Origin of the sequence: Streptomyces sp. NPDC029216, assembly GCF_040648015.1 — a bacterium.
In the GTDB taxonomy this organism is placed as follows: domain Bacteria; phylum Actinomycetota; class Actinomycetes; order Streptomycetales; family Streptomycetaceae; genus Streptomyces.
Map to the genome: position 1 here is coordinate 1 of NZ_JBEZWL010000096.1, position 21,067 is coordinate 21,067.

Consider the following 21,067-nt stretch of genomic DNA (forward strand, 5'->3'; position numbering starts at 1 on the left):
AGGGCCGAACCGGGACTTCTACCTCAAGAAGCGCGGCGAGGGATGCAAACACGTCCAAGCCGTCATCGCCCTGGCCCGACGACGCGCCAGCGTCCTGTGGGCGCTCCTGCGCGACAACCGGGTATTCACCTCCGCCCCGCCGGTCGCGCTGGCGGCTTGACTTCGTCATTGAGACTCCTCAAGGTTCTTCCGAGCCGGGGTCGTCGGTGCCCGGCGGGGTGTTCGCTGTGGTCGCCCCACCGTGGCAGCGGGGCCTCGAATCACCCACCCGGAAGCCATCTTCCGCAGGATTCCGGTCCTCGAAGCGCCTGGAATGATGGAAACCATGCATCCCAATCAACGGGCCGGGAACCGTCCCACCGTCCTGGACGCCTTCGACCGGGCCCTCGCCCACGCCCTGTCCATCGACGGCCGGGCCCCCTTCAGCCGGCTCGCCGAGGTACTGGAGGTCTCCGACCAGACCGTGGTGCGCCGCTACCACCGGCTGCGCGGCAACGGACTGCTGCGGGTCGTCGGGCTGCCCGTCGGCAGCCGGGTCGGGCTGTTCGAGTCCTGGCTGCGCGTGCAGTGCGCACCCGACGCGGCGGTCGCGGTGGCCGAGGCCCTGGCCCGCCGGCCGGACATCGCGTGGGTGTCGCTGAACTCGGGCGGTACGGAGATCCACTGCATGACCCGGGCCCGGACCCGCGAGGACCGGGACGCCCTGCTCCTGGAGAAGCTGCCGCGCACCCGGCGGGTGACGGCCATCAGCGCGCACACCGTGCTGCGCAAGTACATCGGCGGCCCCGGGGTCTGGACGGGGCTGGAGGGACTGCGCCCGGACCAGGTAGCCGCCCTGCGCCCACAACCGCTCGCGCCGGAGTACAGGGAGGCGCGCTACACCCTCGACGAGGCCGAGCTGGCACTGCTGTCGGTCCTGCGACAGGACGGCCGGGCCGGCTATCCGGAGCTGGCCCGTGCCTCGGGGCTGTCGGAGTCCACGGCCCGGCGCCGGCTGGAGCGGCTGCGGGAGCGCGGGGCGGTCTTCTTCGACGTGGAGGTCATCCCCGAGCACCTGGGCTACGAAACGGACACCTCCCTGCTGCTGACCGTGCCGCCGGCCCGGCTGGCGGAGGTGGGCGCGGCGCTCGGGAGCCACCCCGAGGTGCCGTTCGCGGCGGCCATCACCGGGGCGGCGAACCTGCTGGCCGTGGTGCTGTGCCGGGACACCGACGCGCTGTACACGTACCTCACCGAGCGGATCGGCGCGGTGCCCGGTATCGGGCAGGTGGAGGTGATCCCGAACCTGCGGACCCTCAAGCGGGCCGGGATGCTGGTCGAGGACGGGCGGCTGGTGGACCCGCCGCCCGCCCCCTGACCGGGCCCCGGGAGCAGCCCCGGGAGCAGCCCAGGGCGGCCCCGGGCCCCGCCCGCCCGGGCCCGCCGTGAGCGCGTCAGCGCAGCAGGACGCCGCCCGCCGGGTCGGCGTCCACCGGCCCCGCGACCAGGCCCAGTTCGGCCGGGGCCGCCAGCAGCGGGTGCGTGGGCATGACCCGTACCGTGTAGCCGAAGGGCCCCGTCCGGTCGAGGGCCAGCGGGCCCTCGTACACCCAGCGCCCCTCCAGGTCGGGACCGGCGGCGGGCTTGAGCGGGAAGACCCGCCCGTCCTTGATCACGTCCTGGGCGTCGACCCGGCCCGCGACGGCCTGCACCTCCACGTCCTCCGGCGCGAGCGCGTCGAGCGCCACCCGCACCCGCAGCGTGAGGGTGGCCCCCAGCTCGGCGGTGCCGCCCACCGGCGTGGCGGCGACGGCCTCCACGTGCTCGACGGCCACCTTCGGCCAGGCCGCCCGGACCCGCCCCTTCCACCAGGCCAGGTCCCGCGCCGCCTCGGCGGTGAGGGCGCGGTGGGAGAGCGCGGCGGGCGTGTAGAGCCGCTCCACGTACTCCCGTACCATCCGCCCCGCGAGCACCTTCGGGCCCAGGGACACCAGGGTGCGGCGGACCATCTCGATCCACCGGTCGGGCAGCCCGGTGCGGCCGGCCCGGTCGTAGAAGCGGGGCGCGACCCGGTTCTCGATCAGTTCGTAGAGACCGGCCGCCTCCAGGTCGTCGCGCCGCTCCTCGTCCGTGCCGAGCCCGTCGGCGGTGGGGATGGCCCAGCCGAAGTCGGGCTCGAACCACTCGTCCCACCAGCCGTCCAGGACCGAGAGGTTGAGGCAGCCGTTGAGCGCGGCCTTCATCCCGCTGGTCCCGCAGGCCTCCAGCGGCCGCAGCGGGTTGTTGAGCCAGACGTCGCAGCCGGGGTAGAGCTTCTGCGCCATGCCCATGCCGTAGTCGGGCAGGAAGACGATCCGGTGCCGGACCCTCGGATCGTCCGAGAAGCGCACGAGCTCCTGGACGAGCCGCTTGCCGCCGTCGTCCGCCGGGTGCGCCTTGCCCGCGACGACGATCTGCACCGGGCGGTCCGGGTCGAGCAGCAGGCGGCGCAGCCGCTCGGGGTCGCGCAGCATCAGCGTGAGCCGCTTGTACGAGGGGACGCGGCGGGCGAAGCCGATGGTCAGCACGTCCGGGTCCAGGACGTCGTCCACCCAGCCGAGCTCCGCGTCGGCGGCCCCGCGCTGCTTCCACGAGGTGCGCAGCCGGTCCCGTACCTCCTGGACCAGCTGCTCGCGCAGCGCGCGCCGTACGTCCCACACGTCCTGGTCGGGGATCTGCGCGACGGCGTCCCAGCGGGTGGATCCGCCGACCGCCAGGGCGTCCTCGGCGCGCCCGGCGCCGATCTGGCGGGCGCCGAGCCGCATGACCTCGGGGGCGACCCAGGTCGGGGCGTGGACCCCGTTGGTGACGGAGGTGATGGGTACGTCGGCGGGGTCGAAGCCCGGCCAGAGCCCGGCGAACATGCCCCGGCTGACGGCCCCGTGGAGGGTGGAGACCCCGTTGGCGCGCTGGGCCAGGCGCAGGCCCATGACGGCCATGTTGAACACTCCGGGGTCGCCGCCGGGGTAGGACTCGGCGCCGAGCTCCAGGATGCGTTCGACGGGTACGCCGGCCAGCTCGCCGCCCTCGCCGAAGTGGCGGGCGACGAGGGAGCGCTCGAAGCGGTCGATGCCGGCGGGGACGGGGGTGTGGGTGGTGAAGACGGTTCCGGCGCGGACGGCCTCGACGGCGGCGTCGAAGCCGAGGCCCCGCTCCCCTTCCAGTTCCCTTATGCGTTCGAGGCCGAGGAAGCCGGCGTGGCCCTCGTTGGTGTGGAAGACCTCGGGGCCGGGGTGGCCGGTGATGCGGCAGTAGGCGCGGACGGCGCGGACGCCGCCGATGCCGAGCAGCATCTCCTGGAGGAGGCGGTGGTCGCTGCCGCCGCCGTAGAGCCGGTCGGTCACCTCGCGGGCGCCGGCGTCGTTGTCCTCGACGTCGGAGTCGAGCAGGAGCAGCGGGACGCGGCCGACGCGGGCCTGCCAGATGTGCGCGTGCAACGACCGCCCGCCGGGCAGGGTGAGGGTCACGCGCGCGGGGGCGCCGTCCTCCTGGCGGAGCAGGGAGAGGGGCAGTTCGTGGGGGTCGAGGACCGGGTAGTGCTCCTGCTGCCAGCCGTCGCGGGAGAGGGACTGGCGGAAGTAGCCGTGCCGGTAGAGCAGGCCGACGCCGATGATCGGGACGCCGAGGTCGCTAGCGGCCTTGAGGTGGTCCCCGGCGAGGATCCCGAGGCCGCCGGAGTACTGGGGGAGGGCGGCGGTGATGCCGAATTCGGGCGAGAAGTAGGCGATGGCGGCGGGGAGGCCGGATCCGTTCTCGCGGGTCTGGTACCACCTCCCGCCGTGGACGTAGTCGTCGAGGTCGGCGGCCGCGACGGCGAGCCGGCGCAGGAAGCGGCGGTCGGCGGCGAGTTCGGCGAGCCGGGCGGCGGAGACGGTGCCGAGCAGCCGGACGGGATCGCCGCCTGCGGCCTGCCAGCCCTCGGGGTCGACGGACTGGAAGAGTTCGCGGGTTTCCGTATGCCACGACCAGCGCAGGTTGCGCGCGAGTTCGGCGAGTGGCATGAGGGGTTCGGGGAGGACGGGGCGCACGGTGAATCGACGGATAGCCTTCACGTGTTCCACCTTCGCAGGGGATGACGGATCGGAGCGGCCGCACCACGCTGTGCACCCGCGCGTCGCCCCGAAGGTTAGTGCCGGACCCTGTCGCCGGGCGGCCATTCGTCCAACAGGTCGTCGAGGTACGGGCGCAGCGAGAACGGTACGACCGTGCGTTCGAGGCCGCGCAGCAGGGCGAGGACCGGCGGCGAGACGAAGCCCGCCAGCCGCAGCAGGGCGCGCAGCTCGCTCTCCAGCGCGTCCGGGTCGGTCTCGGTGACGGCGGCGCGGGCGAGGGCGGCGCACAGCCGCCGGCCGGTCTCGTCGTCCCACGGGCCGGGCCGGACGGCGGCCTCGTCGGCGGCCAGGGCGCGCACCCGGGGGTCGGGGGCGAGGAGCCGCTGGACGCACTCCCGCGCGCGGGGGTCGGCGTCGAGCCGGTCCCACTCCTCCAGTCCGCGCGCGCCGGCCCCGGACAGCAGGACCCGGGCGGTGGAGCCGGCGTCGAGCCGGTCGACGGCCCGGCCGTAGAGCTCGATCCGCTCCAGCACCACCCAGGCCCCGTCGGGGGTGCGCAGCCGGGAGCCGGTACGGGGCGCTCCGCGCAGGCAGCGCACCACGGTGAGGGTGGCGGTCCCGCCGGGGGTGACGGGCGCCGAGACCTGGAGCCGCCCGGCCCGTGCGAGGAGCCGGTCCAGCACGGGCGGCGCGGGCCAGATCAGGCCGAGCCGCTGCAGCCCGAGGTCGCTCAGCCCGGCCTCGACGGCGACGAGCGCGCCGAGCTGCGCCTCCAGCGCCCCGGGGTCCTCCTCCGTACAGGCGGCCTCGACGAGCACGCCGGCGAGCTCCTCCTCCGCCGCGGGATCCCACACCGCCCCGGCCACCCACCGCGCGGCGTCCTCCCGCTGCCGGGGGTCGGGATGCACGAGCTGCTCGGTCAGACCCATGCCGCGCATTCTCGCGCGGATCACGCCGCCGGGTGACCCCTTCCGAGGTGCTGAAACACCGTCAGTCCGGGGAGCCGGGCGATCGGAGCTCGGACGGCTGCCGGGGGTGCCCGTGAGGCGGTTGGGGTCAGCGGGACGCCCGATGCGGGGGTGACCCGTTGTAGGTCACCTGGTCTTCGCCGACTTGACGGAGCCTCGACCGATGTCGACCAGGCCCTTGGGGAATCGGGCGCTCCCTACGTACGAGTAGTTGACCGACAGCACGGATTGGGCGGTGGGAGATTGGGAAGGGCTCAGCGGGTACACGCGGTACACGCACGGCGCACCCTCCCCCGACCTTCTCCCGCCACCCGAGTGAACGCGGACAGGAGCGGCCATGCCCGCAGCCCAGCCGTCTTCCGAACGGCTAGAAACAGAGCGAACAGAGCGTGCACTACCAGCCGTGATACCGGCTGGCCCGTTGTCACCGAGCCCTGCGAACTGCCTTCAGGTGATCCCATCATGATCGGTCGCATTCCCGTGCTGGACGTCCGCCCCGCCGTCGACTGCGGGGCCAGACCCGCCAAGGCGGTCGTGGACGAGGTCCTAGAGATTTCCGCCACCGTGTTCCGGGAGGGCCACGACGCCGTTTCCGCCCATGTCGTCCTGCGCGATCCGAGCGGGCGGCTGCGCCCGCCGGTGCCGATGCGGGAGCTCGCCCCCGGCACCGACCGGTGGGGTGCCAGGGTGTCGGCCGAGATCGAGGGGAGGTGGACGTACACCGTCGAGGCGTGGAGCGATCCGGTCGCCACCTGGCGGGCCCATGCCGCGGTCAAGATCCCGGCGGGTATCGACACCGGGCTGACGCTCCTCGAAGGCGCCGAACTCTACGAGCGGGCCGCGGCCAAGGTTCCCAAGCGCGACGGGCGCGAGGCCGTACTGGCCGCCGCCGACGCGATGCGCGACGAGGACCTGCCGGTCGAGGTGCGCCACGCGGCCGCGCTGGCCCCGGCGGTCGACGCGGCGCTGGCCCGGCGCCCGTACCGGGAGCTGGTGACCTCCGCCAAGGCGCTGCCGTTGCTCGTCGAACGCAAGCGGGCCCTCTTCGGTTCCTGGTACGAGATGTTCCCCCGCTCCGAGGGGGCGGTGGTGGAGCCCGGTTCGGCCCCCGTCTCCGGCACGTTCCGGACCGCCGCCGACCGGCTCCCGGCCATTGCCGCCATGGGTTTCGACGTGGTGTACCTGCCGCCGATCCACCCGATCGGGTCGACGTACCGCAAGGGCCCCAACAACACATTGTCGGCGGGTAGTTGGGACCCGGGCGTGCCGTGGGCCATCGGGTCGCCGGAGGGCGGGCACGACGCCGTCCACCCGGACCTGGGGACCCTGGAGGACTTCGACGCCTTCGTCGCCCGCGCCCGCGAGCTCCGCATGGAGATCGCCCTCGACTTCGCCCTCCAGTGCTCCCCGGACCACCCCTGGGTGGACAAGCACCCGGAGTGGTTCCGTCACCGCGCCGACGGGTCGATCGCCTACGCCGAGAACCCGCCGAAGAAGTACCAGGACATCTACCCGATCCACTTCGACACCGACATGGCCGGGATCGTCGAGGAGACCTGCCGGATCCTGCGCCACTGGATGTCCCACGGGGTCCGGATCTTCCGCGTCGACAACCCGCACACCAAGCCGGTGGTCTTCTGGCAGAAGGTGATCGCGGACATCAACAAGTCCGATCCCGACGTGATCTTCCTGGCCGAGGCCTTCACCCGTCCCGCCATGATGCGCGCGCTGGCCTCGGTCGGCTTCCAGCAGTCGTACACGTACTTCACCTGGCGCAACACCAAGGCCGAGCTGACCGAGTACCTGACCGAGCTGTCCGGCACCCGTTCGGCCTCCGTGATGCGGCCGAACTTCTTCGTGAACACGCCCGACATCCTCCACGAGTACCTCCAGAAGGGCGGCCGCCCCGCCTTCGAGGTCCGCGCGGTGCTCGCCGCCACCCTCTCCCCCACCTGGGGCGTCTACTCCGGCTACGAGCTGTGCGAGAACGAGCCGGTCCGCGAGGGCAGCGAGGAGTACCTGAACTCCGAGAAGTACGAGCTGCGCCCCCGCGACTGGGCGGCCGCCGAGCGCGAGGGCCGCTCCATCGCCCCGCTGATCACCGCCCTGAACCGGATGCGCCGGCGCAATCCGGCCCTCCAGCAGCTGCGGGACCTCCACTTCCACTCGACCGACAACGAACAGGTGATCGCCTATTCGAAGCACTCCGGGGGCAATTCCGTACTGGTGGTCGTCAACCTCGATCCGCACCACACCCAGGAGGCGACGGTCTCGTTGGACATGCCGGTACTCGGCCTCGACTGGCACGGGTCCCTCGCGGTGCGCGACGAGCTCACCGGCGAGACCTATCACTGGGGCAGGGCGAACTACGTGCGCCTGGAACCGGGCCGCACGCCCGCGCACGTACTGGCCGCTCTGCGACCGTCCCCGACTGGAGGGTCACCCACCACATGATGATCAACGATCCGGTCCACGACACGTTCGAGGACACCCCCGCCAAGGACCGCGACCCCGACTGGTTCAAGCGGGCCGTCTTCTACGAGGTCCTGGTCCGCTCCTTCCACGACAGCAACGGCGACGGCGTCGGGGACCTCAAGGGGCTCACGCAGAAGCTGGACTACCTCCAGTGGCTGGGCATCGACTGCCTCTGGCTGCCGCCGTTCTTCGCCTCGCCGCTGCGCGACGGGGGCTACGACGTCTCCGACTACACCTCCGTGCTCCCCGAGTTCGGAGACCTCGCCGACTTCGTGGAGTTCGTGGACGCCGCGCACAGCCGCGGCATGCGGGTGATCATCGATTTCGTCATGAACCACACCAGCGACCAGCACGAGTGGTTCCAGCAGTCCCGCAAGGACCCGGACGGGCCCTACGGCGACTACTACATGTGGGCCGACAACGACAAGCAGTACCAGGACGCCCGCATCATCTTCGTCGACACCGAGACCTCGAACTGGACGTACGACCCGGTCCGCAAGCAGTACTACTGGCACCGCTTCTTCTCGCACCAGCCGGACCTCAACTTCGAGAACCCGGCCGTGCAGGAGGAGATCATCTCCGCCCTGCGGTTCTGGCTCGACCTCGGCATCGACGGCTTCCGCCTCGACGCCGTGCCCTACCTCTACGCCGAGGAAGGCACCAACTGCGAGAACCTGCCCCGCACCCACGCGCTCCTCAAGCGGGTCAGAGCGGAGATCGACGCGCACTACCCGGACACCGTCCTGCTCGCCGAGGCCAACCAGTGGCCCGAGGACGTCGTGGACTACTTCGGGAACTACGCGACCGGCGGCGACGAGTGCCACATGGCCTTCCACTTCCCGGTCATGCCGCGCATCTTCATGGCCGTGCGCCGCGAGTCGCGCTACCCCGTCTCGGAGATCCTGGCCAAGACCCCGGCGATCCCGGACCGCTGCCAGTGGGGCATCTTCCTGCGCAACCACGACGAGCTGACCCTCGAAATGGTCACCGACGAAGAGCGCGACTACATGTACTCCGAGTACGCCAAGGACCCCCGGATGCGCGCCAACATCGGCATCCGGCGCCGGCTGGCCCCGCTCCTGGACAACGACCGCAACCAGATCGAGCTGTTCACGGCCCTGCTGCTGTCCCTGCCCGGCTCTCCGATCCTCTACTACGGCGACGAGATCGGCATGGGCGACAACATCTGGCTGGGCGACCGCGACGGCGTGCGCACGCCCATGCAGTGGACCCCCGACCGCAACGCCGGTTTCTCCTCCTGCGATCCGGGAAGGTTGAACCTGCCGGTCATCATGGACCCGGTCTACGGGTACACGGTCACCAACGTCGAGGCGGCCATGGCGTCGCCCTCGTCACTGCTGCACTGGACCCGCAGGCTCATCGAGATCCGCAAGGTGAACCCCGCCTTCGGACTCGGCTCGTACACCGAACTGCCCTCGTCCAACCCGGCCGTCCTCGCGTTCCTGCGCGAGTACGGGGACGACCTGGTGCTGTGCGTGCACAACTTCTCCCGCTTCGCGCAGCCCACCGAGCTGGACCTGCGGTCGTTCAACGGGCGGGTCCCGGTGGAGCTCACGGGTGACGTGCGGTTCCCGCCGATCGGTGAATGGCCGTACCTGCTGACCCTGGCGGGACACGGCTTCTACTGGTTCCGCCTGCGCCGGGAGTAGGCGCCGGCGCTAGGCCACCCGCGCGAACCTGCGCGGTACCGGAACGGGGCGGGCACTCCAACGGGTCAACGCCCGCCCCTGTACGGAGCATCCTGACCCGACACTCGCACTTACCGGAGAAGCAACTGCCGCACATCCGGGACACTCTGCGCATTCTGTGACGGCCCGGGGAAAGGACGCGACGCCATGTCGGAGGCTGCATCCGCCCGGAGCCGGCTGGCGGCCGACCGGGCCGCCGGGATCGGCCCGCTCGAACCGATGCTCAGGGAATGGCTGCCCGCGCAGCGCTGGTTCGCGGGCAAGGGCCGCGGGATCGGCCGGCTCAGGGCCGTCTCCTCGGCCGAGCTGCTGCCGCCGGGAGCCCTCCCGGGACTGCTGCACCTGCTGCTCGACGTGGACGGGGACTGCTACCAACTCCTGCTGGGCGTCCGCCCGTCCCCGCTGCCGCCCGCCCTCGCCCCCGCCCTGATCGGCCACCCCCGGTCCGGCCCGTACGCGGGCCGGGCGGTCTACGAGGCCCTGGGCGACCCCCGGCTCGCCGCCATGCTGCTGGAGCGGCTGCGCTCCCCCGGCACCCTGGGCCCGCTCCGCTTCGACCGGGACCCGGACACCCCCATCGAGGCCGGGCTCACCCCCCGCCCGTTGTCCGGGGAACAGACCAACTCTTCGTTGATCTACGGGGATTCGTACATCCTCAAGGTGTTCCGCCGGGTCGGCCCCGGGATCAACCCGGACCTGGAACTGCCCAGAGCCCTGGCCGCCGCCGGCTGCGCCCGGGTCCCCGCCCCGGTCGCCTGGTACGAGGCCGCGCCCGCAGGTGGAGAACCGTTGACCCTGGGCGTCCTCCAGCCCTACCTGCGCGGCTCCGACGACGGCTGGCAGCTGGCCCTGCGCCGGCTCGGCGCGGGCGCCGACTTCACCGCCGAGGCGCACGCCCTGGGCCGGGCCACCGCCGAGGTGCACAGCGCGCTCGCCGACGCCCTGCCCACCCTGGCCCTGGGCCCCGAGCAGACCGCCCGGCTCGCCGCCGGGATGACCGCCCGGCTGGCCGCCACCGCCCGCGAGGTGCCCGCGCTGCGGCCCTACGAGACGGGGCTGCGCGGCGCCTTCGACGCACTGGCCGCCTCCCGGGGCGCGGGGGTGCCCGCCCAGCGCATCCACGGGGACCTGCACCTGGGGCAGACCCTGCGCACCGCCGACGGCTGCTGGGCGCTGATCGACTTCGAGGGCGAGCCCGCCCGCCCGCTGGCCGACCGCCGCCGCCCCGAACCGGCCGTCCGCGACATCGCCGGGATACTGCGCTCCTTCGACTACGCCGCCCGCTCGCACCGCCCCTTCGCCCCCGCCTGGGCGGACGCCTGCCGGGCCGCGTTCTGCGAGGGCTACGCCCGCACCACCGGCCGCGATCCGCGCGAGGACCCTGTCCTGCTGCGCGCGTACGAGACCGACAAGGCGGTGTACGAGGCCCGCTACGAGTTCCGGCACCGCCCCGACTGGCTCCACGTCCCGATGGCGGCGATCCGCCGGCTGTCGGCGCCCGAGCGCCCCGCCCACCGGATGCCCCCGCCCGTACCCGGCACCGCCCCCCACCCGAAGCCCCCGAGGAGGCCGCTCGCGTGAGCGCCGCACGACAGCCGTCACCCACCGTCCGCGAGGAAGCCGCAGCGGCCCCCGAGCCCGCCGGCGCGAAACGGCCCCGCACCCCGCGCGCCCGCCGCGCCGCGCCTCCCCACGGGGTCCGGCCCGCCCCCGCGCTGGACGCCGGGGAACGGGCCCGGCTGTTGGAGGGCCGTCACCACGACCCGCACGGGCTGCTGGGCGCCCGCGCCCAGCGCGGCGGGGTGGTCTTCCGGGCGCTGCGCCCGTACGCGAAGGCCGTCACGATCGTGGCGAAGGGGCTGCGGGCCGAGCTCTGCGACGAGGGTGACGGGCTGTTCTCCGGGCTGCTGCCGCTGACCGGGGTCCCGGACTACCGGCTGCTGGTGGCGTACGACGGCGACGAGATCGAGGTCCACGACCCGTACCGGTTCCTGCCCACCCTCGGCGAGCTGGACCTGCACCTGATCGGCGAGGGCCGGCACGAGGAGCTGTGGACGGCGCTCGGCTCGGAGGTCATGGAGCACCAGGGGGTGGCCGGCACCCGGTTCACGGTGTGGGCGCCGAACGCGCAGGGGGTACGGGTCACCGGGGACTTCTCGTACTGGGACCCGGTGGCGTACCCGATGCGCTCGCTGGGCTCGACCGGGGTGTGGGAGCTGTTCCTGCCGGGGGTGGGCGAGGGGGCGCTGTACAAGTACGACATCACGCGCCCGGACGGCGGCCACACGCTGCGGGCCGACCCGATGGCCCGGTACGCGGAGGTCCCGCCGGCGACCGCCTCGGTGGTCACGGCGTCCCGGTACGCGTGGGGGGACGCGCGGTGGATGGCCGCGCGGGGGACCCGCCCGGCGCACCAGGCCCCGATGTCGGTGTACGAGCTGCACCTGGCGTCGTGGCGGCCGGGGCTGAGCTACCGCAGCCTGGCCGAGCAACTGCCCTCGTACGTCAAGGAGCTGGGCTTCACGCACGTGGAGTTCATGCCGGTCGCCGAGCACCCCTTCGGCGGCTCGTGGGGCTACCAGGTGACCGGGTTCTACGCGCCGACCTCGCGGCTGGGCACCCCGGACGACTTCCGCTTCCTGGTGGACTCGCTGCACCGGGCGGGGATCGGGGTGATCGTCGACTGGGTGCCGGCGCACTTCCCGCGCGACGGCTGGGCGCTGGCCGAGTTCGACGGGCGGGCGCTGTACGAGCACCAGGACCCGCGGCGGGCCGCGCACCCGGACTGGGGGACCCTGGAGTTCGACTACGGGCGCAAGGAGGTCCGCAACTTCCTGGTGGCCAACGCCGTGTACTGGTGCCAGGAGTTCCATGTGGACGGGCTGCGCGTGGACGCGGTGGCCTCGATGCTGTACCTGGACTACTCGCGCGGCGAGGGCGAGTGGTCGCCGAACGAGCACGGCGGCCGGGAGAACCTGGACGCGGTGGCGCTGCTCCAGGAGATGAACGCGACGGTGTACCGGCGCTGCCCGGGCGTGGTGACCATCGCGGAGGAGTCCACGGCCTGGAACGGGGTGACCCGGCCGACGGATTCGGGCGGGCTGGGCTTCGGGCTGAAGTGGAACATGGGCTGGATGCACGACACGCTGCGGTACGTGTCGAAGGAGCCGGTGCACCGCAAGTACCACCACCACGACATGACCTTCGGGATGGTCTACGCGTTCAGCGAGAACTACGTGCTGCCGATCTCGCACGACGAGGTGGTGCACGGCAAGCGCGCGCTGGTGTCGAAGATGCCCGGCGACTGGTGGCAGCAGCGGGCCACGCACCGGGCGTACCTGGGGTTCATGTGGGCCCATCCGGGCAAGCAGCTGCTGTTCATGGGGCAGGAGTTCGCGCAGGGGTCGGAGTGGTCGGAGACCTACGGGCCGGACTGGTGGGTGCTGGACTCCTCGTACTCGGCGGCCGGGGACCACCGGGGGGTACGGGAGCTGGTGCGCGACCTGAACCGGGCGTACACGGCGGCGCCGGCCCTGTGGGAGCGGGACTCGGTGCCGGAGGGCTTCGCGTGGGTGGAGGCGGACGCCGCCGACGACAACGTGTTCGCGTTCCTGCGGTACGCGAACGACGGCTCACAGCTGCTGTGCGTGTCGAACTTCTCCCCGGTGGTCCGGCACGGCTACCGGATCGGGGTCCCGGAGGAGGTCCCGCAGTGGCGGGAGGTCCTCAACACGGACCATGAGGTGTACGGCGGCAGCGGCGTCCACCACGACCGCCCGCTGCACCCCGAGCCGGTCCCGGCCCAGGGCCGCGCGAGGAGCCTGCGGATGACGATCCCGCCGATGGCGACGGTCTGGCTCAGGCCGTGACGAGGGCCTCGTCCAGTTCCTGGAGGAGGCGGCGCCTGGGCCGGGCGCCGACGATCTGCCGGACGGGCTCGCCGTCGCGGAAGAGCAGCATGGTCGGCAAGGACAGCACCCCGTAGCGGGTGACGGCGCCCGGGTTGGCGTCCGCGTCGATCTGCACCACCTTGAGGCGCCCGGCCTCCTCGGCCGCCACGGCCGAGAGCACGGGGGCGAGCTGGCGGCAGGGGCCGCACCAGTCCGCGGTGAACTCCACCAGGACCGGGCGGTCCCGCTCCGCCAGTACCTCCGCCGTGAAGTCCGCGTCGGTCACCTCGGCCACACCCTTGGCGTGGATCATCGTGTTCCCCTCTCCCAGCCGGTCATCTCGCAGCGCGGCTGTGCCTGTGCGGCGGCTTCCTCGGCCGCCGTCAACTGGTGCGCGACCTGCTCGCGTACGTCGGCCAGCCGGCCGATGAGCCCGTCGAGCTCGGCGAGCTTGCGGCGGTACACGGCGAGCGAGGCCGGGCACGCGTCGCCGGCCGGGTGGCCGTCGCGCAGGCAGTCGACGAACGGGCGGGTGTCCTCCAGGTCGAAGCCGAAGTCCTGGAGGGTGCGGATCTGGAGCAGCAGACGCAGGTCGTCCTCGTCGTAGTCCCGGTAGCCGTTGCCGGTCCGCCGGGCCTGCAGGAGCCCGCGTGATTCGTAGTACCGGAGCGTCCGGGTGCTGGTCCCGGCCCGTTTCGCCAGTTCGCCGATGCGCATGGCACGACCGTATTCCTTGACGCCGACGTCAAGGGAAGGGCTGGGGGCCCTCGCTACCCCCGTATGCGAGGGCCCCGATATGGATCACGTACGGCGATGGGGAGCGGTTCACGGTGTGTGGCGGGGATCACGCGGCGGGCTCGCGGAGACCCCTGAAATGGAGTGGCTGGATCCGTACGCTGTAAATGGATCTTCCAACCATCCGATTACCGGACAGTCGCCGGGTAAACCGCATAAAGTCATGAACTGCATAGGACTTTCCTACGAGTTATTGGCTTGTTTGAATGGTCTGTAGTCGCCACGCCTTGGCCACTTCTACCGTGTGCCCTGTGCACTCCAGCCCACCTTTCAATGCCCCCGCCGCGCGTCGCCTGCGCGCGGCCCTGGGCATGGCGCCCGGTCATGTCGCCTACGGCCTGCGCGCCCAGTACGGCCTGCTCGTCGCGCCCGAGACCGTGATGGCCTGGGAGCAGGGCGAACAGTCGCCCAGCTCCGCCGAGCTCACCGCCCTCGCCGGCGTGCTCTGGTGTTCCCCCGGGGAACTGCTCGCCGAGCCCGTCACCCTGCGGGAACACCGGCTGGCCCGGGGCATGGACCCCGAGGACCTGGCCCGCAGGGTGGGGCTGGAGGCGAACGCCTACCTGAAGATGGAGGAGTCCGGGCGCTGGAAGGGCAACGAGCGCCAGTCCGCCGCCCTGGCCTCCGTACTCAAGCTCACCCTCGCCCAGTTCGTGGCGGTGACCGGCAAACAGGAGGAGCTCGACGGGCTGCTGCGCAGCGCGGCGACCACCCGCTGGCAGGCGTACGTGAAGCCGCTGGCCAAGCTGCTGCCGGTGCCCAAGGCCCATCTGGAGCGGGTCCTGGAGCTGCTCCACAACGAGTACCAGCAGCGGATGGTGGCCACGGTCAGCTGGGGCGGCGGCGAGAGCTCCACCTGGACCGGCGACGCCGGCCGCCAGTACCTGGAGGCGATCTCGGAGCGGTTCTGGTCGCTGGCCGGCGGTGCGGGGTAGGACACACCCGGCGGGCGGGGCCGGAGGGCCCCGTCAGAACACCGACTCGGCCTCGTACATGCGCTCCTCGGGGACCGTCTTCAGCTCGGCGACGGCCTCGGCCAGCGGGGCCATGACCACGTCGGTGCCGCGCAGGGCGGTCATGTTGCCGAAGTCCCCGCGGTGCACGGCCTCGACGGCGTGCCAGCCGAAGCGGGTGGCCAGGACGCGGTCGTAGGCGGTGGGGACGCCGCCGCGCTGGACGTGGCCGAGGATGACCGGCCGGGCCTCCTTGCCCAGGCGGTGCTCCAGTTCGACGGCCAGGCGGTTGCCGATGCCGGCGAAGCGCTCGTGGCCGTACGCGTCGATCGCGCCCTTCTCGTACGGCATGGAGCCCTCGGCCGGGTGCGCGCCCTCGGCGACGCAGATGACGGCGAACTTCTTACCTCGGGAGAACCGTTCCTCCACCATCTTCACCAGGGCCTCCACCTCGAAGGGCCGCTCCGGCAGGCAGATGCCGTGGGCGCCGCCGGCCATGCCGGACTCCAGGGCGATCCAGCCCGCGTGGCGGCCCATGACCTCGACGACCATGACCCGCTGGTGCGATTCGGCGGTGGTCTTCAGGCGGTCGATGGCCTCGGTGGCGACCATGACGGCGGTGTCGAAGCCGAAGGTGCGGTCGGTGGCGGAGATGTCGTTGTCGATGGTCTTCGGGACGCCGACGACCGGCATCCCGGCGTCCGACAGCATCCGCGAGGCCGTCAGGGTGCCCTCGCCGCCGATCGGGATGAGAGCGTCGAGCTGGTAACGCCGCGCCAGTTCCTCGGCGTTCTCCGCGGCCTCGTGCAGCCGGGCGCGCTCCATGCGGGCCGAGCCGAGGATGGTGCCGCCGCGGGCCAGGATGCCGCTGACGGCATTGATGTCCAGGGGGCGGTAGTGGCCGTCGAGGAGACCCTTGAAACCGTCCTCGAACCCGATGACCTCGTCCCCGTGACCGACCAGCGCGCGGTGTACGACCGACCGGATGACGGCGTTCAGGCCGGGACAGTCGCCGCCTGCGGTGAGAACTCCGATACGCATCGTCCTGTGTCTCCTGCTCCTGGTCGTACCTGATGGGCGTATTAACCCCACGTGTCCGATTGTTCCACGCCGCCCGGGCGACCCGCGCTCCGCGCTGCTCCGCCCACCGGGCCTTTGGTCCCGGCCGGCCGGGACCATATTCCGGCGGGCGCTTTATCCACTGAGCGGGGTATTGTCAAGAGGTCGAGCCAGACCAAAACCGATATTCACAGCATGGACGGAGACGACGCGTGACGCGCAGCGTGTACGTGACCGGGATCGAGCGGGGGGACGGCCGCCAGGTCGTCGAGCTGGGGATCATGGAGCTGCTGACCCGCCGGACGGGGCGGGTCGGCGTCTACCGTCCGTTGCTGCACGACGCGCCGGACCGCCTCTTCGACCTGCTCAAGGCCCGCTACCGGCTGGACCAGGACGCCTCGGCGGCGTACGGGATGGAGTACGGGGAGGCCTCCGCGGTGCTGGCCGAGAAGGGGACCGACGAACTGGTCTCCCGGCTCGTGGACCGCTACCACCGGGTGGCCCGCGACTACGAGGTCATGCTGGTCCTCGGCACCGACTACGCCGACACCAACCTCCCCGACGAGCTGGCGCTGAACGCCCGCCTCGCCAACGAGCTGGGGGCCGTCGTGGTGCCCGTCGTCGGCGGCACCGGGCAGCCCGCCGACGCCGTGCGCGCCGAGGCCCGCAACGCCCACCGGGCCTACGAGAGCCTGGGCTGCCACGTCGTGGCGATGGTGGTCAACCGGGTGGCCGCCGCCGACCGGGACTCCATAGCCGAGCGGCTCGGCGCCCGCCTCCCCGTGCCCTGCTACGTCCTGCCGGACGACAAGTCCCTGTCGGCGCCGACCGTCGCCCAGATCACCCGGGCGCTCGGCGGCGAGGTGCTCCTCGGCGACGACGCCGGGCTGGCGCGCGACGCCGTGGACTTCGTCTTCGGCGGCGCGATGCTGCCGAACTTCCTGAACGCCCTGACCCCCGGCTGCCTGGTCGTCACCCCCGGGGACCGCTCCGACCTGGTCGTCGGCGCGCTGGCCGCGCACACCTCCGGCACCCCGCCGATCGCCGGCGTGCTGCTGACCCTGGGCGAGCGCCCGGGGCAGGACATCCTCACCCTCGCCTCGAAACTGGCGCCCGGCACCCCGGTGGTCTCGGTGGCCGGCAACAGCTTCCCGACGGCCGCCGAACTCTTCTCCCTGCAGAGCCGGCTGAACTCCGCGACCCCGCGCAAGCTGGAGACCGCCCTCGGCCTCTTCGAGCGGCACGTGGACACCGCCGAGCTGCGCGGCCTGCTGTCGGTGGCCCGCTCGGAGCGCGTCACCCCGATGATGTTCGAGCACGAGCTGCTGGAGCGGGCCCGCTCCGAGCGGCGCCGGGTGGTCCTGCCCGAGGGCACCGAAGAGCGCGTGCTGCGCGCGGCGGACGTGGTGCTGCGCCGGGGGGTCTGCGACCTGACCCTGCTGGGCGAGGAGCAGGCGATCCTGAAGAAGGCCGCCGACCTGGGCATCGACATCTCGGGCGCCCAGCTCATCGACCCGGCCACCTCCCCCATGCGGGAACGTTTCGCCGAGTACTACGCCCAGGCGCGCGCCCACAAGGGCATGACCGTCGAGCTGGCCCACGACGTGGTCACCGACGTCAACTACTTCGGCACGCTGATGGTGCAGGAGGGCCTGGCCGACGGCATGGTCTCCGGCTCCGTGCACTCCACCGCCGCGACCATCCGCCCGGCCTTCGAGATCATCAAGACCAAGCCGGAGGCGTCCATCGTCTCCTCCGTCTTCTTCATGTGCCTGGCCGACCAGGTCCTCGTGTACGGGGACTGCGCGGTCAACCCGGACCCGAACGCCGAGCAGCTCGCCGACATCGCCATCCAGTCGGCCGCCACCGCCGCGGCCTTCGGCGTCGAGCCGCGGATCGCGATGCTCTCGTACTCCACCGGCACCTCCGGCTCCGGCGCTGACGTGGAGAAGGTCCGCAAGGCCACCGAACTCGTCCGCGAGCGCCGCCCGGACCTGCTCATCGAGGGCCCGATCCAGTACGACGCCGCCGTGGAGCCCTCGGTGGCGGCGACCAAGCTGCCCGGCTCCGAGGTGGCCGGCCGGGCCAGCGTGCTGATCTTCCCCGACCTCAACACGGGCAACAACACGTACAAGGCCGTGCAGCGTTCGGCCGGCGCCGTCGCGGTCGGCCCCGTCCTCCAGGGCCTGCGCAAGCCCGTCAACGACCTCTCGCGCGGGGCGCTGGTCCAGGACATCGTCACCACCGTGGCGATCACCGCGATCCAGGCCCAGTCCAAGGGCGCCCCGGCGCCCACCGCCTGACCCTCCCCCACCACCCCTCACCCGCCTCCCCGTCCGTCCGAAGGAAAGACCCGCACCGTGACCGCATCGCGCGTACTCGTCCTCAACTCCGGCTCCTCGTCCGTCAAGTACCAGCTCCTCGACATGGCGGACTCCTCCCGCCTGGCCGTCGGCCTCGTGGAGCGGATCGGGGAGGAGGGCTCGCGCCTGCTCCACGAGCCGCTCACCGGGCCCGGCGCCGGGGCCGGCCGGCGCGAGCGGACCGGTGCGATCGCGGACCACGCGGAGGCCCTGCGGGCGGTGGCCGAGGAGCTGGCCGCCGACGGCCTGGGCCTGGACTCCCCCGAACTGGCCGCCGTGGGCCACCGGGTGGTGCACGGCGGGACCCGGTTCACCGCCCCGACGGTGATCGACGACGAGGTGCTGGCGGAGATCCGCAGCCTGATCCCGCTGGCCCCGCTGCACAACCCGGCGAACGTGACCGGCATCGAGGTGGCGCGCGAGCTGCGCGCGGACCTCCCGCAGGTCGCCGTCTTCGACACGGCCTTCCACTCGACGATGCCGGAGCACGTGGCCCGGTACGCGATCGACGCGGCGACGGCCGACAAGTACTCCATCCGGCGGTACGGCTTCCACGGCACCTCCCACGCCTACGTCTCGCGGGCCACGGCCGCGCTGCTGGGCAAGGCGGTGGAGGACGTGAACGTGATCGTGCTGCACCTGGGCAACGGCGCCTCCGCCTCGGCCGTGCGCGGCGGGGTGTGCGTGGAGACCTCGATGGGCCTGACCCCGCTGGAGGGGCTGGTCATGGGGACGCGTTCGGGGGACCTGGACCCGGCCGTGATCTTCCACCTGGCCCGGGTGGGCGGGCTGTCGGTCGACGAGATCGACTCGCTGCTCAACAAGAAGAGCGGTCTGCTGGGTCTGTGCGGCGACAACGACATGCGCGAGGTGACGCGGCGGGCGGGCGCGGGGGACGAGGCGGCGCGCCTGGCGCTGGCCGCGTACGTCCACCGGCTGAAGAAGTACATCGGCGCCTACACGGCGGTGCTGGGCCGGGTGGACGCGGTCGTGTTCACGGCGGGCGTCGGCGAGAACGCCGCGGCCGTCCGCGAGGCGGCGGTTTCCGGACTGGAGGAGCTGGGGCTCGCGCTGGACCTGGAGGCGAACGCGGTGCGCTCCCCGGAGCCCCGGCTGATCTCGGCGGAGTACGCGCGGGTGGCGGTGGCCGTGGTCCCGACCGATGAGGAGCTGGAGATCGCCACCCAGGCGTACGCGCTGGTTACCCAGTAGTCACTTGGACTTTCCACCAGACGGAATATTCCGCTACGAAACAAACGGATAGGATCCGCTTCATGCGCCGTTCCAAAATCGTCTGCACGCTGGGCCCCGCCGTCGACTCGTATGAGCAGCTGAAAGCGCTCATCGAGGCAGGTATGAACGTGGCCCGATTCAACTTCAGCCACGGTTCCCAGGCAGAACACCAGGAGCGGTACGACCGCGTCCGGAAGGTCTCCGAGGACACCGGGCGCGCGGTCGGCGTCCTCGCCGACCTCCAGGGTCCGAAGATCCGTCTGGAGACCTTCGCCGAGGGTCCCGTCGAGCTGGTGCGCGGTGACGAGTTCACCATCACCACCGAGGACGTCCCGGGCGACAAGTCCATCTGCGGCACCACCTACAAGGGTCTCCCGGGCGACGTCGCCAAGGGTGACCAGGTCCTGATCAACGACGGCAACGTCGAACTGCGGGTGACGGAGGTCGACGGCCCCCGGGTCAAGACCATCGTCATCGAGGGCGGTGTCATCTCGGACCACAAGGGCATCAACCTGCCGGGTGCCGCCGTGAACGTCCCCGCCCTGTCGGAGAAGGACGTCGACGACCTGCGCTTCGCCCTGCGGATGGGCTGCGACATGGTCGCCCTGTCCTTCGTCCGCGACGCCAACGACGTCAAGGACGTCCACCGCGTCATGGACGAGGAGGGCCGCCGGGTCCCCGTCATCGCCAAGGTGGAGAAGCCGCAGGCCGTCGAGAACATGGAGGCCGTGGTCGCGGCCTTCGACGCGGTCATGGTGGCCCGCGGCGACCTGGCCGTCGAGTACCCGCTCGAAAAGGTCCCGATGGTCCAGAAGCGGCTCATCGAGATGTGCCGCCGCAACGCCAAGCCGGTGATCGTCGCCACCCAGATGATGGAGTCGATGATCACCAACTCCCGTCCGACCCGCGCGGAGGCCTCCGACGTCGCCAACGCCATCCTCGACGGCGCCGACGCGGTCATGCTCTCCGCCGAGTCCTCGGTGGGCGCCTACCCGATCGAGACCGTCAAGACGATGTCGAAGATCGTCACGGCGGCCGAGGAGGAGCTCCTCTCCAAGGGCCTCCAGCCGCTCGTCCCGGGCAAGAAGCCGCGTACCCAGGGCGGCTCCGTCGCCCGCGCGGCCTGCGAGATCGCGGACTTCCTCGACGGCAAGGCCCTGGTCGCCTTCACCCAGTCCGGCGACACCGCCCGCCGCCTGTCCCGCTACCGCGCCCAGCAGCCGATCCTGGCGTTCACCACCGACGTGAACACCCGCAACCAGCTCACCCTGAGCTGGGGCGTCGAGTCGGCCATCGTCCCGCACGCGGACAGCACGGACGCGATGGTCGATCTGGTCGACGCCGAGGTGCTGAAGCTCCGGCGCTTCAACGCCGGCGACACGATGATCATCACGGCCGGCTCGCCCCCCGGCGTCCCGGGCACGACCAACATGGTCCGCGTCCACCACCTGGGCGGAGCCACCGCGCCCGACGCCTGACGCGCGACCGCCTGACTCTGCCGCACAGAGACCGAGGGCGGCACCCGGGTCCCTCACGGGACCGGGGTGCCGCC

At 72.1% G+C, this 21,067-nt stretch carries 14 protein-coding genes and 1 pseudogene; 10 read left to right on the forward strand and 5 right to left on the reverse strand.

Annotation, left to right across the window (positions count from 1 at the left end; translation table 11 throughout):
* Nucleotides 1–160: pseudogene (locus AB0F18_RS27510) on the forward strand (IS110 family transposase); the annotation flags it as partial.
* 165 nt (nt 161–325) lie between these two features.
* Complete coding sequence (locus AB0F18_RS27515; protein ID WP_362065279.1) at nt 326–1,357, forward strand: AsnC family transcriptional regulator; 1,032 nt, start codon at nt 326–328, stop codon at nt 1,355–1,357.
* A gap of 76 nt (nt 1,358–1,433) precedes the next feature.
* Here AB0F18_RS27515 and glgP read toward each other — a convergent pair whose 3' ends face one another.
* Entirely contained in the window at nt 1,434–4,070 is a 2,637-nt protein-coding gene (gene glgP / locus AB0F18_RS27520; protein ID WP_362065282.1) for an alpha-glucan family phosphorylase, read from the reverse strand.
* Nucleotides 4,071–4,144: 74 nt separating this feature from the next.
* Nucleotides 4,145–4,999, reverse strand: coding sequence for a hypothetical protein (locus AB0F18_RS27525; RefSeq protein WP_362065285.1), 855 nt, complete (start codon nt 4,997–4,999; stop codon nt 4,145–4,147).
* 501 nt (nt 5,000–5,500) lie between these two features.
* Between AB0F18_RS27525 and AB0F18_RS27530 the strand changes: the two genes are divergently transcribed.
* From AB0F18_RS27530 to glgB, 4 genes are all read left to right on the forward strand, one after another.
* Complete coding sequence (locus tag AB0F18_RS27530) at nt 5,501–7,492, forward strand: alpha-1,4-glucan--maltose-1-phosphate maltosyltransferase (protein WP_362065288.1); 1,992 nt, start codon at nt 5,501–5,503, stop codon at nt 7,490–7,492.
* On the forward strand, nt 7,489–9,183 hold the full coding sequence (gene treS / locus AB0F18_RS27535) for a maltose alpha-D-glucosyltransferase (RefSeq protein ID WP_362065291.1): 1,695 nt from the start codon (nt 7,489–7,491) through the stop codon (nt 9,181–9,183). The genes AB0F18_RS27530 and treS overlap by 4 nt, the downstream gene beginning before the upstream one ends.
* 186 nt (nt 9,184–9,369) lie before the next feature.
* Entirely contained in the window at nt 9,370–10,803 is a 1,434-nt protein-coding gene (locus tag AB0F18_RS27540) for a maltokinase (protein ID WP_362065294.1), read from the forward strand.
* Nucleotides 10,800–13,091, forward strand: a complete 2,292-nt coding sequence (gene glgB, locus AB0F18_RS27545; protein ID WP_362065297.1) for a 1,4-alpha-glucan branching enzyme — start codon at nt 10,800–10,802, stop codon at nt 13,089–13,091. The genes AB0F18_RS27540 and glgB overlap by 4 nt, the downstream gene beginning before the upstream one ends.
* Here glgB and AB0F18_RS27550 read toward each other — a convergent pair.
* Together AB0F18_RS27550 and AB0F18_RS27555 are read right to left on the reverse strand one after the other, a co-directional pair.
* Nucleotides 13,081–13,425 (reverse strand): thioredoxin domain-containing protein, encoded by a 345-nt coding sequence (locus tag AB0F18_RS27550; protein ID WP_362065300.1) that lies wholly within the window; start codon nt 13,423–13,425, stop codon nt 13,081–13,083. The two genes, glgB and AB0F18_RS27550, sit on opposite strands and share 11 nt — an antisense overlap.
* Complete coding sequence (locus AB0F18_RS27555) at nt 13,422–13,829, reverse strand: MerR family transcriptional regulator (RefSeq protein WP_362065302.1); 408 nt, start codon at nt 13,827–13,829, stop codon at nt 13,422–13,424. The genes AB0F18_RS27550 and AB0F18_RS27555 overlap by 4 nt, the downstream gene beginning before the upstream one ends.
* 284 nt (nt 13,830–14,113) lie before the next feature.
* On the opposite strand from AB0F18_RS27555, the gene AB0F18_RS27560 reads away from it, so the two are divergent.
* Nucleotides 14,114–14,842, forward strand: a complete 729-nt coding sequence (locus AB0F18_RS27560; protein ID WP_362065305.1) for a helix-turn-helix transcriptional regulator — start codon at nt 14,114–14,116, stop codon at nt 14,840–14,842.
* Nucleotides 14,843–14,875: 33 nt separating this feature from the next.
* Here AB0F18_RS27560 and AB0F18_RS27565 read toward each other — a convergent pair whose 3' ends face one another.
* Entirely contained in the window at nt 14,876–15,901 is a 1,026-nt protein-coding gene (locus tag AB0F18_RS27565; protein WP_362065308.1) for an ATP-dependent 6-phosphofructokinase, read from the reverse strand.
* A gap of 230 nt (nt 15,902–16,131) precedes the next feature.
* Here AB0F18_RS27565 and pta point away from each other — a divergent pair, with 230 nt between their 5' ends.
* The 3 genes from pta to pyk all read left to right on the forward strand — a co-directional run bounded on the left by pta (nt 16,132) and on the right by pyk (nt 20,993).
* Nucleotides 16,132–18,222, forward strand: a complete 2,091-nt coding sequence (gene pta, locus AB0F18_RS27570) for a phosphate acetyltransferase (protein WP_362065311.1) — start codon at nt 16,132–16,134, stop codon at nt 18,220–18,222.
* Between the two features lie 57 nt (nt 18,223–18,279).
* The gene (locus tag AB0F18_RS27575) at nt 18,280–19,494 is read left to right on the forward strand and encodes an acetate kinase (RefSeq protein WP_362065314.1); all 1,215 of its coding nucleotides are present in this window, start codon (nt 18,280–18,282) and stop codon (nt 19,492–19,494) included.
* 62 nt (nt 19,495–19,556) lie between these two features.
* Nucleotides 19,557–20,993, forward strand: a complete 1,437-nt coding sequence (pyk, locus tag AB0F18_RS27580) for a pyruvate kinase (RefSeq protein WP_362065317.1) — start codon at nt 19,557–19,559, stop codon at nt 20,991–20,993.
* The last annotated feature ends 74 nt before the right edge of the window (nt 20,994–21,067 follow it).

Bases quoted from the DNA above. Each gene is read 5' to 3' on its own strand.
- AB0F18_RS27540 (WP_362065294.1), top strand. From the start codon at position 9,370: ATGTCGGAGGCTGCATCCGCCCGGAGCCGGCTGGCGGCCGACCGGGCC.
- AB0F18_RS27550 (WP_362065300.1), bottom strand. From the start codon at position 13,425: ATGATCCACGCCAAGGGTGTGGCCGAGGTGACCGACGCGGACTTCACG.
- AB0F18_RS27525 (WP_362065285.1), bottom strand. From the start codon at position 4,999: ATGGGTCTGACCGAGCAGCTCGTGCATCCCGACCCCCGGCAGCGGGAG.
- AB0F18_RS27530 (WP_362065288.1), top strand. From the start codon at position 5,501: ATGATCGGTCGCATTCCCGTGCTGGACGTCCGCCCCGCCGTCGACTGC.
- pyk (WP_362065317.1), top strand. From the start codon at position 19,557: ATGCGCCGTTCCAAAATCGTCTGCACGCTGGGCCCCGCCGTCGACTCG.
- AB0F18_RS27560 (WP_362065305.1), top strand. From the start codon at position 14,114: ATGGTCTGTAGTCGCCACGCCTTGGCCACTTCTACCGTGTGCCCTGTG.
- AB0F18_RS27555 (WP_362065302.1), bottom strand. From the start codon at position 13,829: ATGCGCATCGGCGAACTGGCGAAACGGGCCGGGACCAGCACCCGGACG.
- AB0F18_RS27565 (WP_362065308.1), bottom strand. From the start codon at position 15,901: ATGCGTATCGGAGTTCTCACCGCAGGCGGCGACTGTCCCGGCCTGAAC.
- treS (WP_362065291.1), top strand. From the start codon at position 7,489: ATGATGATCAACGATCCGGTCCACGACACGTTCGAGGACACCCCCGCC.
- AB0F18_RS27515 (WP_362065279.1), top strand. From the start codon at position 326: ATGCATCCCAATCAACGGGCCGGGAACCGTCCCACCGTCCTGGACGCC.